The organism is Sinorhizobium chiapasense, from assembly GCF_045277575.1.
GTDB lineage: Bacteria > Pseudomonadota > Alphaproteobacteria > Rhizobiales > Rhizobiaceae > Ensifer > Ensifer chiapasense_A.
The window spans coordinates 324113-337973 of sequence record NZ_CP144205.1; the positions used below are offsets into that span (position 1 = coordinate 324113).

Sequence of the window (13861 nt, forward strand, 5' to 3'; positions counted from 1 at the left end):
CGCCCGCGTCCCGCTCTAATTCATAGGAATCGATCATGTTTATGATTTGGGCCGATCCGACCCAAACCGTCGTGATCCAATTGGGAGTTGATTGATGGAAGCTGTGGCATCCAATGACGTCCGGATCCAGAACGTGCTCGGACGACTGGAAATGATCCTCGACAACGAGAACAGCCGCATCGGCATCGACCCGGAATTCGACATCAAGACGTCGAACGCACACAAGAGCCGTTGCCTCTACGAACTGACGATGTTGCATCGCGACATGCGGCCGGGCGAGACGTCGTCGACTTTCGCCTCGCATGCTCGCCATCTTCGCGACAAGCTGGCGGTAAACTCGCAGAAGGTGGAGGCGCATCTCGAAGCGGTGCGTTCCGTCGTCGATCTCCTGAAGGCGGCCGCACAGGATGCCGATGCGGACGGCATCTATTCCGAAGCGCAGTTCCGCTATAGCGATTTCTGATGCTGAAGCTCATTCTCACCGGGGTCTGGGTCTGCGCGGTCACGCTCGGATCGGTTTATTTCTCGATGCAAAGCGCCTCGGCGCCCGCCGTCCCGGACGGCGAGGCCGCCCGCCGCGCATCGGAGCAATATGTTCCCGGTGAGATGATCACCATTCCGGTGATCAGGGAAGGCTCCGTCCAGGGTTACTTCCTCACCAAGCTTTCCTTCTCCGCGACCAAGGAGGGAATCAACAATCTTCGTGCCCCGCTCCGGCAGATGGTCACCGACGAGCTTTATGATCTGCTCGTCGGCTCGAAGTTCATCGACGTCGCCGATACCGGCACCTTCGAGCTGCCGACCTTCAAGACCACGGTGAAGGATGGCCTGAACAAGAAGCTCGGCGAAGAGGTGATTACCGAGGTGCTCGTCGAGCAGCTCGAATACCTCACCAAGGATGACGTCAAGCGCGTCGCCAACAGCCAGAACGTGCCGCGGCAGAAGCCGGTTCCGATCGTCGACAAGAACGGTAATGTCGCCAGCGACAAGCTGCCGGAAGGCGCCGTCAAGGCAAGCAGCACGCATTGACCGGAGAAAGCGGGCGCTTGTCCGCTCTCGATCATTTCATTTTGACGTTACAATATTCCGGACGGAAAGCCGTTTCCGGACTTTCCTGGAAACGCTCTTTCGAACCCTGCTTCCGTCAGTTTTTCTCGGGGTTGCGGTACTGTTCGTTGACGAAACCGAACTCTGCCATCAACCGGCCGAGCGCCACGTAGAAGTGGTAGAGCCCGGCGCCTGCCAGGCCGCTCTTGCTCCAGAGCTCGATGCCGCGCGGGACCGATGCACCGAGCAGTGCCAAGGATTTGCCGAAGGTCCTCATGCGTCCGCGGAAGCTTGGGTCGCGTCGATGTTCAAGCATTGTCGAGATCGCGCCGTTGCGGAGGCTGCGCGCGCGAATCCAGGATGCGCTGGTTCGGCGTGCCGGCACGGTCTCCGCGACCCAGGCATCGGCAGCCCAGGCGAAGCAGAATCCCTGTTCCTTGCTGCGGCTGTAGAAATCCGCATCGCCGCCGCCGATGAAGTTGAATGCCGGGTCCAGGAACGGTCGCGGCATGGTGTCGAGCACGGGCCGGGTAACGAGCACGTTGCCGGAGGAATAGAGGATCGGCACCGGCCCGGTCGTATCGTAGTGGGGCGTGAAAACCGGGTGGCGCTTCCATTTCTGCCCGCCGTCACCCTCGAAAACCGGGAGTTGCGGCCCCCCGACCATGTCCGCACCCGTCGTTTCCTGTACCGTGATGAGGCAATCGAGCCACTCGGGCGCCGCGATCTCGTCGTCATCGATGATCGCGATCGCCTTGAGATTCGGATAGGTCTCGAGCGCCATCGACCAGCCGGCATTGTAGGCATGGCAGTTGCCGCGCTGGTGCGCGACGATGACGATCGATTCGGATGGATGGCCCAGGAAAAAGTCCTTGGCGGCCTGAGCGCCGGCCAATCCTTCATCGTCGTTCTCCACCACGACGGTGGCAAAGGAGACGTCAGGCCTCTGGGAAACAATGGTTTTCAGCGTCTTGACGACGTGTTCGGGCCGGCGGAACGTCGGCAGCACGACGACGATTTCGATGTCGCCGGCATCCTCCAATTCTGTCCGGAAATAGACGGAAATGTCCTGGCCGGTCGACGTCATGGCGAAACCTGTGCAAGCAAAACTGACGGGCAATACAACAAATCTTCCTAAACAGATGCTGAACCTGTACGGCGGATTTTGAAAGGGGGCTTTAAGTGCTCCTTCACCTCATGCTGCTAAAGAAGTGCCCAGCTCCATTCATGACGTGTGGCAAAATGCATCTTGTCCTGGTTTCCTCGCTCGTTCCCGTCGCCAATCCGGCGTCCGGTTTCGACATCGCCAACCGGGCCGTACTTGACGGTCTGCGTGCACTCGGTCACCGGGTCAGCGTCATCGGCTTTCTCCAGCCAGGGCGCAAAGCCGCGCACGATTGCGAGATGCATCTCCTCGGCGAGCTCGAGGTCACCAACGCCAGGGTCGGCAAGCTTCAGAAGCTGCGCTGGCTCGCGACCGCCTTCCTCAACCGCACGTCGGTTTCATCGGGCAAGATGCTCACGGTATCGGCAAACCGGATTCAGTCGATCCTCGACAGCCTCGCCCCGTTCGATGGGCTGGTGCTCAATTCGGTGCAATTGCCGGCTGCCTTCGCGCAGGTCTTCCGACCCTATCCGTCGATCTATGTCGCGCATAATGTGGAGGCGGATTCCGCTTTCGAGAACGCCGAGCGTGCAAAGGGAACCATCGAGCGTTTTCTCTTCCGGCGCGAAGCGCAATATCTCGAACACTACGAGCAGCACCTGGCGCACAATGCGGTCGCCGTCTGGACTTTTGCCGAGGCGGATCGTTTCGGCTTCGGCCGCGCCGTCAGTGAGCGGACCTTCGTTCTGCCGCTGGTAACGGGCTGGGGCACGCCGACGGCCCCGGCTGGCGAACCGGATCAACACCCCCATCACGATCTCGGCCTGATCGGCACGTGGAGCTGGCGGCCGAACAGGCTGGGCCTCGATTGGTTCCTCGCCGAGGTTGTACCGCATCTGCCGGAGGACATGTCGATCGCGATCGCCGGTCAGTTGGATGGCGTGCCTTCGGTCTCTCACCCGGGCGTCCGTTTCGTCGGGCGGGTGCCGGACGCGCGTGCCTTCATTGCCGAAAGCGCGGTCATCCCGCTGATCAGCCGCGGCGGCACCGGCGTGCAACTGAAAAGCCTCGAGACCTTTGAACTCGGCATGCCCTGCGTGGCAACGCAGGCGTCGTTGCGTGGCATCGACGCGGTTCCCGACAATTGCTCCGCGGCCGACGATCCCTCGGAATTCGCGCGCCTTCTGGTCGACAAGGTTGCAAAGGCGCGTGCCGGCGACCGTCAACGTCTCGACGGCTCGGCCTTCCACCGTGCCCAGAAAGTGAGACTGATGCGGGTGATGCGCAATGTGCTGATGGGTTTTGCGCCTGCGAGCGCTGCGGAGGGGCCGTCGCTGCCGCCGGACTTGACGGTTCATGAAGGGGGGCGGTCGTGACGAAGACCGTTGGCGCAAACAACGTTTCTCTGTCGCGGCGTCTGATCCTCGGAATGCCGGTCGTCGATCTCGGCTGGGCGAAGGCTTTTGCCTTCGCCACCGAAGCGCTTTCACGGCCGAGCGGGCAAACGGTCCTTGCCTTCCTCAATGCGAACAATGCCAACCTGATGATGCGTGACGCGGAGTACCGCGCGGCGCTGGCGCGCCAGGTCGTCTTTCCGGACGGGCACGGTGTCGATATCGCGTCCTATCTTTTTTACGGCCGCATGTTTCCTGCCAATCTGAATGGCACGGACTTCGTGCCGGCATTGCTGACCTATGTCGAAAGGCCGCTGCGCATCGCGATGATCGGTGCGCGGCCGAAGGTACTCGCGCGTGCCGCGGAGAACTTTCGCGCGCATGCGCCGTGGCACGAGTTCCTGCCGGTTTCGGATGGCTTCTTCGACCGGGAACGGTCGCGCGAGATCCTCGCCGAAATCCGCGCGTCGAAGGCCGATATCCTGTTGGTCGCGATGGGCAGTCCGGGTCAGGAGAAATGGGTCGATGCCCATGTCGGCCCGCAGGATGCCCGGCTCGTCATCACCGTCGGTGCGCTTTTTGATTTCGTCGCGCAGGAGTTTCCACGGGCGCCGAAATTCCTGCGTCGGCTGCGGCTGGAATGGTTCTTTCGCCTGGCGATGGAACCGCGGCGCATGTGGCGCCGCTACGTTCTCGGAAACCCGCTTTTCCTGTGCCATGTCCTCTGGCACAAATTATCGGGACGGTCGCGCGATACGATCGCCGACACCAGCCTTCGAACGGGAACATCGTGAACGGTCAGACCATGCGCACTGCGGTTGTCACAGCGTCCTATGCGAACGATTTCGAGCGTTGCCGGCTCATGTGCGAAAGCATGGACCGCAAGCTTCAGGGCGACTGGAAGCACTACCTACTGGTCGCCGACTTCGACGTCGCGCTCTTCCGGCAACTGGAAGGGGCGCGACGGGTGGTCGTCAGCGAGCGCGATCTTCTGCCCTGGTGGTTGCATCCGGTTACGGATCCCTTGTCCGCCTGCCGCAGGAAAGTGTGGCTTAGTCCTTTCGGCCTGCCGCTGCGCGGCTGGCACGCACAACAGCTTCGTCGCCTGGCGCTCGCGCGCCATATCGACGAGGCGGCGATGTTTGCGGTCGACTCCGACGTCGTCTTCCTGCGTCCCTTCGATCCCGCCAGCCTCTGGCACGCGGATCGGTTGACGCTCTATCGCAAGGATGGCGCGATCGACGCACATATGCGTTCCAATCATCTCGAGTGGCTCGTCCATTCCGACCGCCTTCTCGGCATTGGTCCCTATCGGCTGCCGGCCAATGACTACATCAACACGCTGATCGGCTGGCGCACGGACACGTGCCGGAAACTGCTGGACCATATCGAGGCCCGGCACGAGCGGAACTGGGTGCGGGCGATGACGCGCACGCGTGCCTTCTCCGAATGCACGATCTATGGCCGCTTCGTCGACGAGGTGCTCGCCGGGGAGGGACATGTGCCCTCCGATACCGCGCTCTGCCACGTGCTCTGGTTTGAAGACAGTTACCGGCAGGACCTTTCCGGCCTCAGGGACTTTCTGAAGGACATGGCGCCGCACCAGATCGGCATCGGCGTTCAATCCTTCGTCGGGCACGCTCTCGACGACATCCGCCGCGCGGTCGTCGAACTCGCCGCCTGAAGGTTCGGCCGGGGTCAGATGACGCGTTCGGCCGGCTTCCTGAGTGCCGTGTAGGTCAGCGCGAAAGACAGGGCGTAGAGCGCCAGGAAGATCGCGTTGAGCGCCGGCGCCCATGCGGCAACGTCCGTCGTCGTCCGCAGCAACAGCACCAGCAGAGCCACCTTGACCACACCGGCGATCAGCAGGTTGAGCATGCGCCGCACCGTCCGCCCCGTCGCATAGAGCAGTTCGGAGTGATATTCGATGAGGTTGCGGAACGAGGGAACGAGAAGGACCATCGCGACGATCGGCGCGGCGGCAGAGACGTTGTGCCCGAGGCCGTTCGGGAAGATCCAGAGATAGAGAGCCATCACAGCGATTGCCGCGAGCGAAGCCAGCGCCACCAGAAGCTCGATCGACAATCTGGTCCGCCAGCGCGCGATCGCCTCGGGCGTCCGCATGATGCGCTGGACGAGCAGGGTATTGAACGACCTGACCGGCAGCGCCGTCAGGTCCGCAAGCCGCATCAGGATGGCATAAAGACCGGAGACCGCCGGACCGCCGATGGCAAGCACGGCGATCTTGTCGAATTCCGACTGGATGTAGAACAGCACTTCGGCACCGGCGACGGAGACGGAATCCGCCCAGCGCCGGAAATAGAGCCTGGGCTTCCAGCGCAGCCGGACGCGAGGGTAGAACCACAAGAGCGCCAAGGCGAGGCCAAGCGCATTCGCAGCCAGGTAGAAATAGGACCACGCCTCAAGCGTCTTCCAGGACAGGAGAGCGAAGAGCAATGCGGCCCCGGTGCGGATCGCCGTGCCGATCACCACGAGCAACGCCCCACGACCGAAGCGACCGAGGCCGTTCAGCACGATGACCGCGGTTTCCAATCCGCGCCAGCAGATGATCTCGGCCAGCATGAAGGCAGAAAAGGCGCTCGGCGTCATGTCCCGGGAAAACAGGGCGATAAAGGTGGCGGCACAAATGACGGCAATCAGCGGCAGCGAGATCACCGCGCCGACGAGGAAGCCGGCGCTGTAGGTTCCGACCAGCAGGGGCTTTACGGTGGCGACGCGATAGAGCGGTGACATAAAGCCGAAGGCCAGCACGCGTGAGATCATGATGCCGGCTGCCGATGCGGTGGCAAAGAGACCGAAATCAGCGATGGCAAGCGTGTTCGCGACGGCGATGAAGTAGACGAGCGACAGCACGAGCCGCCCGGCCGAACCTCCGGTCATGGAGAGGTAGGCGTGGATTAGCGCCCGGTGGCGGAAGTAATGCGCTTTGACGCGATGAGGCACGGCCGACGTTCCAATAGCGCATTTTCCTTCGGGGGCGATGGACGCGCTCTATCTCTTTGTTTTTACGCAGTTCCGATGCAGGGCCTGCAGTGCCTTCTACTGGAACGGCTCTCCGTCTACGGTCATAGCCGGGAAAGCTTAATAAGGCGTGAGATCGGCCCGTTTGCACCCGCCGATCTATCGAAATTAACCATTTGTTTTCCATGTTTGCTTAGCTTGGCTTCACTATTCGGAATTCGCCGTCTCGGCAGCCGCGGGATCAGTCATGTTCGACATCGACGACGAGAAACGCCCGGTTCCGCGTGCATCGTTGCTCGACTTCCTAGCCGAGGACACGCGCGGTTCCCCGCGCGTGCAAAAGCCCCGTGCGGCCGGCGCATCCGCGGCCAATTCTCCTCTGCGCAGTCGCCTGCCCTCAGCCGATGGCCCGAGCGGCCGGTCCCGCGCGCGGGACACGAACCGTTCCGCGGCGCAGCCGACAAGCGGCGGGAAAGCTCTGAAGGGAAGCAAGGGATCGATCAAGCATCGCCGCGCCTTGAGCGGCATGGGGGACAGGCTGGTACGATGGCTGGCCGACAGCCGATCGGGCGATGCCCAGGCGGCGGTCGCGCCCGCCGCTGACGCACCGGGTGACCGCCCTCTCGTCGACATCGAGACGGTCCTGCGCTCCGTCTGGCAGCTTCGCAAGATCATTCTTGCAACGACTGCGCTCGGTGCCGTGGGCGGCATACTGCTTGCGCTTTCGACGCCCAGCGTCTACGTCTCCGAAAGCAAGCTCTATATCGATCCGCGCGAGGTGCGGCTCACCGATTCCGATCTGTCGAAACAATCATTGGCGACCGAAGGCATTCTCGCGCTCGTCGACAGCCAGCTCGAAGTGCTGCGCTCACGCACCGTCATGGAGAAGGTTGCAGCCGGCCTCGACCTCGAGAAGGATGCGGAATTTGCAGGCAAGAGCGGCGGCGACGCATCCGCTCGTATGCTGAAGAAGCTGAGCGAAGCGATCCAGGTCTGGCGCGACCCGAAGACCTTCATCGTCACGGTCGAGGCACAGACGCGTGATCCCGAGAAGTCGGCGCGGATCACCAACCGGCTGGTCGAAACCTTCCTTGGCGAGGAAACCGCAGCGCAATCCGGCTTCTTCCAGAAGACGACGGTGGCGCTGGACGCCCGCATCAAGGAATTGAAGGCCGAGCTCGATGCGGCCGAGAAGGCGGTCGAGGACTATAAGGCGACCAACGACATCGTCGGCGCCGGCGGCGAGTTGATCGCCGACAAGCAGCTGCTGAGCCTCAGTGACCAGGTGGCCGCCGCCCGCAACCGCATCGCCGAAGCAAAAGCGAAAGCGGAAGCCTCCGGCAAGGTGCAGTTGAACGACGTTCTGACCGGCGCCTATCCGGAGGAAATCAGCTCGCTGGCGCTGTCCGAACTGCGCAAGCAATATGCCGCGACCAGGGCGCAACTGAGCGCGCTTGACGCCAGCCTCGGGCCACGCCACCCGCAACGGATCGCAGCCCAGCAGGCGCTCGAAGCCTCGCGCTCCGAAATCGCCAATGAATTGCACCGCATTGCGGCCGCGGCCGGAACCGAACTCGATCGCGCCCAACGCACCGAACAGGACCTGGTGCGGCAGCTTGCCGTGCAGAAGGCGCGGCAGATCGATTCTTCCGCGGAATTCGTCGAACTGCGTGAGCTGCAGCGGAAAGCCGCGGCAACCCGCGAAATTTACGAATCCTTCCTGAAGCGCGCCGGCGAAACGCGCGAAGAAGAAAAGCTGACGGCGAAGAACATCCGGGTGATCTCCAAGGCCGAGCCGGCGTTGCAGGCAAAAGGTCCGTCCCGCAAGATCATCGTGATTGCCGCCACGATGGCCGGCTTCTTCGCCGGCTTCGGCCTAGGCGTGCTGCTCGGCATCTACCGCAGCATGCGCGGTTTGTTTGCCGCCACTGGTGCACGGCAGCAGCGCGATCAGGATCCGGAACCACCGGAGCCGGAGGGTGATCCCGAACCCTCGCCGCGCACGCAGCCGCGGTCCGAGCCGGCGTCCGCCAAGTCCGATCTTCCGCCGCCGTTCAGCCCTGCGGCGCATCATGCTCAATCGCTGACGGCCGCTTATGTCGCCGCCCGTCGTGGCGAAGCGGGAAGCTCCACGCTGCGCCCACTGTCGTATGCAGAAGCCGAGAGCGATATTGCCAAGGTGCAGGAAGACCTTCGCGCGTTGAGGTCCCGCGTCGAGCATTACTCCCGGCAGAAACTGGCGCGTGGCTAAGCCGTCCCCGAGCGTGGGCTCATTCACTTCGCAATCGTGCAGAGATCGCGCTCATGCCTTTGAGCGAAGCCAGGCTCGCCTCTCACCTGTGAAAGGAAATGCCGCTAGGCGGAGCGAAACGAACGCCAAGCGCTCCATCGCCTCTTGCATTTATGCGTTTGGGACAGCATAGGGCGCTTTGAGGCCATCGCCTTTTCCCGGGCGAACTAGAGTGTGCCCCGTGAACAGGAAGCCAGGAGGAACATGCTGTGACGACCGTGATTGATGGCAAGAAAGTCGCCGCTTCGGTCATCGAGACTGTGAAAGCTGCGACCAAGGCGCTCGAGACGGATGCCGGTGTTCGCACGGGTCTCGCCGTCGTGATCGTCGGCGACGATCCGGCAAGCCACGCCTATGTTTCGTCGAAGAGCAAGATGGCCAAGGAGTGCGGATTCCTGTCGATCCAGCACACCCTGCCGGAGGCAACCACACAGGAAGAGCTCGCCGCCCTGGTTGCGGAGCTCAATGCGGATCCCTCCATTCACGGCATTCTCGTGCAGTTGCCGCTGCCGAAGCACCTGAAGTCCGAGCCGATCATCCAGTCGATCCTGCCGGAAAAGGACGTCGACGGCCTGCACATCGTCAACGCCGGCAAGCTCGCGACCGGCGATCTCGAAGGTGGTCTCGTCTCCTGCACGCCGGCCGGTGCCATGGTCTTCGTGCGCCAGACACACGGCGAGGACCTCTCCGGGCTGAACGCTGTCGTCATCGGCCGCTCGAACCTCTTCGGCAAGCCGATGTCGGCCCTGCTGCTTGCTGCCAATGCGACCGTGACGACGGCCCATTCGCGCACCAAGGATCTGGCAGCCGTCTGCCGCAATGCCGATATCCTCGTTGCCGCCGTTGGTCGTCCCGAAATGGTGAAAGCCGACTGGGTGAAGCCCGGCGCGACGGTCATCGATGTCGGTATCAACCGGGTGCCCGCGCCGGAAAAGGGTGAGGGCAAATCGAAGCTGGTTGGCGACGTGGCCTTCGCCGAGGCTGCCGAGGTGGCGAGCGTGATCACGCCGGTCCCGGGCGGTGTCGGCCCGATGACGATTGCGATGCTGATGGCGAACACGGTGATTGCCGCCTATCGCAAGGCTGGCCGCAAGCCGCCGCGCTTCTGACCCCAATTCACATGGAATGACGAGACGCGTCGCGATTGCGGTGCGTTTTCATTTTTGCGGCGCCGGCCCGGTTGACGCGCGCACGATGAGCTCGGCGCGCCAGAGTTCCTGTTCCGGATAGTCGCCACGTTTCAGGATGCCGCCAATCAGCCGTGTGGCGATCCGGGCTCCGGCGGCCCGGAGCGACGAGCGCGTCGTCGTCAGCGGAACGCTGAAATTCTCTGGCTTCAGCATCGGCAACACGTCGTCATGGGCGATCAGCGAAATGTCCTCGCCGATCTTCAATCCCGCCTGATTGATCGCTCGGACGGCGCCGAGGGCCAATACCGTACTTGAACACAGCACCGCCGTTGGCGGTTGCGAATGCTGCAGAAAGCGCTGCATGCTGCGGTAGCCGTGTTCGTCCGTCATCAAGGAATGCTGGACCAGCGCTTCGTCGAGCGTGAGGCCGTGTTCGGAGAGTGCCCTGAGCATCCCCTTCTGACGGCGGATGGAGAAGGTCAGATATTCCGGGCCGTTGATCAGCGCGATCCGCTGATGCCCGAGCTGGATGAGCAGCCGCGCCGCGTCGTAGAAGGCGGCCGTATTGTCGATGTCGAGGAAGGGATAGTCCCGGCTTTCGCCGATCGAGCGGCCGTGGACAAGAAAGGGGATCGACAGCGATTTCAGCATGGCGATCCGCGGGTCGTTGGCGCGCATATAAGCAAGGAACAGGGCATCGACATTGCCGCTCGCCGCCAGCCGCCGGAACGTCACTTCCTCGTCTTCCGGCGCGCTCGGATTGAGCACGAAGTGGAAGTCGTGCTTGACCGCTTCTTCCGCAAGGCCCGCCAGGAATTCGCCGAAATGCACGTCGGAATCGATGCCGGGTGCGATCGGCATGACCATGCCGATGGAATAGGCCCTGCCTGTGGCCAGCCGCTGGGCGGCGCGGTTGGGCCTGTAGCCGGTCTCGCGCACGGCCTGCAGCACGCGCCGGCGGGTCTCGGCATTGACCTCCGGATAGCCGTTCAGCGCCCGGCTGACCGTCGTCTGCGACAGGCCGAGCAGTTCCGCAAGTTGCTTGAGATTGACCGCCATGGCCAGGATTCCTCCCAAAGCGCTTTGGATATCCGTATGATTTTTGGTGTTTGGTCCCAGCGCCAAGGGTTTGTGTAGCATCCGTTTTTCGAGCAACAAAGCGGAATTCAACCATTGCGCGGTGCAAAATGTTACCGCAAAGCACAAAATCGTCGCATCGAGGACAGAGATGGGAAATCTCTTGACTCCTGGAGTGTCGCAATGGTTTGTTAGCGAACTCAAAGCGCTTTGAATTTTTGCGCATTGTCGTCTGCCCGGCGGGATCCGGGTTCATCTTGGGAGGAGAAGGACGTGAAGAGATCATTGCTGTTGGGCGTGGCGGCGTTTGCCCTGTTCGCAGGGGCCGCCGGCGCCGCGGACCTCAAGTTCAAGCCGGGTGAAGACAAGAAGTTCAACTGGGCAAGCTTCGAGGAATTCAAGAAGGGCCACGACCTCAAGGGGCAGACGCTGACCATCTTCGGTCCGTGGCGCGGCGAGGACGAGGCGCTGTTCAAGAGCGTCTATGCCTATTTCACCGAGGCGACCGGCGCGGAAATCAAGTATTCGTCCTCGGAAAACTATGAGCAACAGATCGTCATCGACACCCAGGCCGGCAGCCCCTCCGAAATCTCGATCCTCCCGCAGCCGGGTCTGATCGCCGATCTCGCCTCCAAGGGCTACCTGACGCCGCTCGGCGACGACACCCAGAAGTGGCTGCTCGACAACTACGCCGCCGGCCAGTCCTGGGTCGATCTTTCGACCTACAAGGGCAAGGACGGCAACGCCGCGCTTTATGCCTTCCCCTACAAGATCGACGTGAAGTCGCTCGTCTGGTACGTACCGGAAAACTTCGAGGACGCCGGCTACGAAGTGCCGAAGACCATGGAAGAGCTGAAGGCGCTGACGGAGAAGATTGCCGCCGACGGCGGCAAGCCCTGGTGCATCGGCCTCGGTTCCGGCGGCGCGACCGGCTGGCCGGCGACCGACTGGGTGGAAGACCTGATGCTGCGCACGCAGCCGGCTGACGTCTATGACAAGTGGGTCAAGAACGAGATCCCGTTCACCGATCCTGCCGTCGTCGGTGCGCTCGACGAATTCGGCTGGTTCGCCAAGAACGACAAGTTCGTCGATGGTGGTGCCGCAGCCGTTGCCTCCACCGACTTCCGCGACAGCCCGAAGGGCCTCTTCGCCTCGCCGCCGAAGTGCTACCTGCACCACCAGGCATCGTTCATCCCGTCCTTCTTCCCGGAGGGAACGGTGATCGGCGAAGACGCCGACTTCTTCTACATGCCGCCATACGAGAGCAAGAAGGACCTCGGCAATCCGGTGCTCGGCGCCGGCACGCTGGCGATGATCACCAAGGATTCGCCGGCCGCGCGCGCCTTCATCGACTTCCTGAAGACGCCGATCGCGCATGAAGTCTGGATGGCACAGACGAGCTTCCTGACGCCGTACAAGAGCGTCAACGTCGAGACCTACGGCAACCCGCCGCTGAAGAAGCAGGGCGAGATCCTCTTGAACGCCACCACCTTCCGCTTCGACGGTTCCGACCTGATGCCGGGCAAGATCGGCGCAGGCGCATTCTGGACCGGCATGGTCGATTTCGTCGGCGGCAAGTCGTCGGCCGACGTCGCCGACGGCGTCCAGAAGGCCTGGGACGCCATCAAGTAACACAACCGAAGACGGGCGGCAGAAATGCCGCCCGTTGCCGACCCGGGCGCGCCAGAGCGGGACGAGGAAAATTGTATGCGGTTTTCCGTTCGCCTCCCGCTCTTAACCATGAGAAGTGGCGGGCCCCAATGAGAACGGCGACAATCGCCAGCCCTGCACGTGATCGTGCACCGAGGGGGAGGGACATGTCATGTTGTTTCAGCTTGTGAAGGCTGCAGGGTTCATGCTGGGCGGGGTCATCGGCTGTGCCGCCTATTTCTGGGGAACCAGTTTCATTCTCGACCTGATCTTCCCGTCGAAAGGGAAGTCCGGTGCCGTCGCCTCAAGGAACCTGCGCATCACCAACGCCATCCGCCCGTGGCTGTTCCTGGGGCCGGCGCTCCTTGCGCTGACGGTGTACCTTATCTATCCCGTCTTCATGTCGCTCTGGTACAGCGTTCATGATCGCGCGGGACAGAACTTCGTCGGCGCCAGCAACTATGCCTGGATGATCAATGATGGCGAGTTCCGCCAGTCGATCTACAATAACTTCCTCTGGCTGCTGGTTGTCCCCGCACTCGCAACCTTTTTCGGTCTTATCATCGCTGCGCTGACCGATCGTATCTGGTGGGGCAATATCGCCAAGACGCTGATCTTCATGCCGATGGCGATCTCCTTCGTTGGCGCCGCGGTCATCTGGAAGTTCATCTACGATTTTCGCCCCGAGGGCGCCGAGCAGATCGGTCTTCTGAACGCCATCGTCGTCGCTTTCGGCGGTGCCCCGCAAGCCTGGATCACGTTGCCCTTCTGGAACAACTTCTTCCTGATGGCGATCCTCGTCTGGATCCAGACGGGTTTTGCGATGGTCATCCTGTCCGCGGCGCTGCGCGGCATTCCCGAGGAAACGATCGAAGCGGCCGTCATCGACGGCGCCAATGGCTGGCAGATCTTCTTCAAGATCATGGTGCCGCAGATCTGGGGCACGATCGCCGTCGTCTGGACGACCATCACCATCCTGGTTTTGAAGGTCTTCGATATCGTTCTCGCGATGACCAACGGCCAATGGCAGAGCCAGGTGCTCGCCAACCTCATGTTCGACTGGATGTTCCGCGGGGGCGGTGACTTCGGTCGCGGCGCGGCGATCGCCGTCGTCATCATGATCCTCGTCATTCCGATCATGGTCTGGAACATCCGCAATGCGGCCAAGGAAATGAAGGGGCATTGA

The 13861-nt window shown here is 62.3% G+C and carries 12 protein-coding genes; 9 read left to right on the forward strand and 3 right to left on the reverse strand.

The annotated features are described in order from the left end of the window. The first annotated feature begins 94 nt into the window (after positions 1-94). The gene (locus QM996_RS01535) at positions 95-463 is read left to right on the forward strand and encodes a hypothetical protein (RefSeq protein WP_500268993.1); all 369 of its coding nucleotides are present in this window, start codon (positions 95-97) and stop codon (positions 461-463) included. Then, on the forward strand, positions 463-1029 hold the full coding sequence (locus QM996_RS01540; RefSeq protein ID WP_500268994.1) for a hypothetical protein: 567 nt from the start codon (positions 463-465) through the stop codon (positions 1027-1029). Before QM996_RS01535 ends, QM996_RS01540 begins: the two co-directional genes overlap by 1 nt. Positions 1030-1144: 115 nt before the next feature. Here QM996_RS01540 and QM996_RS01545 read toward each other — a convergent pair whose 3' ends face one another. Continuing rightward, a complete protein-coding gene (locus QM996_RS01545; protein ID WP_500268995.1) occupies positions 1145-2134 on the reverse strand; it encodes a glycosyltransferase family 2 protein in 990 nt (329 codons plus the stop codon). Positions 2135-2289: 155 nt separating this feature from the next. Here QM996_RS01545 and QM996_RS01550 point away from each other — a divergent pair, with 155 nt between their 5' ends. From QM996_RS01550 to QM996_RS01560, 3 genes are read left to right on the forward strand one after another with little or no spacing between them, the layout of a single operon-like run. Further along, complete coding sequence (locus QM996_RS01550) at positions 2290-3528, forward strand: glycosyltransferase family 4 protein (protein WP_500268996.1); 1239 nt, start codon at positions 2290-2292, stop codon at positions 3526-3528. Continuing rightward, on the forward strand, positions 3525-4340 hold the full coding sequence (locus QM996_RS01555; protein WP_500268997.1) for a WecB/TagA/CpsF family glycosyltransferase: 816 nt from the start codon (positions 3525-3527) through the stop codon (positions 4338-4340). Before QM996_RS01550 ends, QM996_RS01555 begins: the two co-directional genes overlap by 4 nt. Before the next feature lie 11 nt (positions 4341-4351). Next, positions 4352-5230: a DUF6492 family protein gene (locus QM996_RS01560; RefSeq protein WP_500268998.1), complete on the forward strand. Its 879-nt coding sequence runs from the start codon at positions 4352-4354 to the stop codon at positions 5228-5230. A 14-nt stretch (positions 5231-5244) separates the two neighbouring features. Here QM996_RS01560 and QM996_RS01565 read toward each other — a convergent pair whose 3' ends face one another. Then, a complete protein-coding gene (locus tag QM996_RS01565; protein WP_500268999.1) occupies positions 5245-6510 on the reverse strand; it encodes a lipopolysaccharide biosynthesis protein in 1266 nt (421 codons plus the stop codon). 265 nt (positions 6511-6775) lie between these two features. On the opposite strand from QM996_RS01565, the gene QM996_RS01570 reads away from it, so the two are divergent. Further along, positions 6776-8779, forward strand: a complete 2004-nt coding sequence (locus QM996_RS01570) for a GumC family protein (RefSeq protein ID WP_500269000.1) — start codon at positions 6776-6778, stop codon at positions 8777-8779. 248 nt (positions 8780-9027) lie between these two features. Further along, on the forward strand, positions 9028-9927 hold the full coding sequence (gene folD, locus QM996_RS01575; protein ID WP_500269001.1) for a bifunctional methylenetetrahydrofolate dehydrogenase/methenyltetrahydrofolate cyclohydrolase: 900 nt from the start codon (positions 9028-9030) through the stop codon (positions 9925-9927). A gap of 48 nt (positions 9928-9975) precedes the next feature. Here folD and QM996_RS01580 read toward each other — a convergent pair whose 3' ends face one another. Then, positions 9976-11007 carry a helix-turn-helix transcriptional regulator gene (locus tag QM996_RS01580; protein ID WP_500269002.1) on the reverse strand — a complete coding sequence of 344 codons (1032 nt, stop codon included), beginning with the start codon at positions 11005-11007 and terminating at the stop codon, positions 9976-9978. A gap of 291 nt (positions 11008-11298) precedes the next feature. On the opposite strand from QM996_RS01580, the gene QM996_RS01585 reads away from it, so the two are divergent. Both QM996_RS01585 and QM996_RS01590 read left to right on the forward strand, forming a co-directional pair. After that, positions 11299-12657, forward strand: a complete 1359-nt coding sequence (locus tag QM996_RS01585) for an ABC transporter substrate-binding protein (protein ID WP_500269003.1) — start codon at positions 11299-11301, stop codon at positions 12655-12657. A gap of 190 nt (positions 12658-12847) precedes the next feature. Further along, complete coding sequence (locus QM996_RS01590; protein WP_500269004.1) at positions 12848-13861, forward strand: carbohydrate ABC transporter permease; 1014 nt, start codon at positions 12848-12850, stop codon at positions 13859-13861.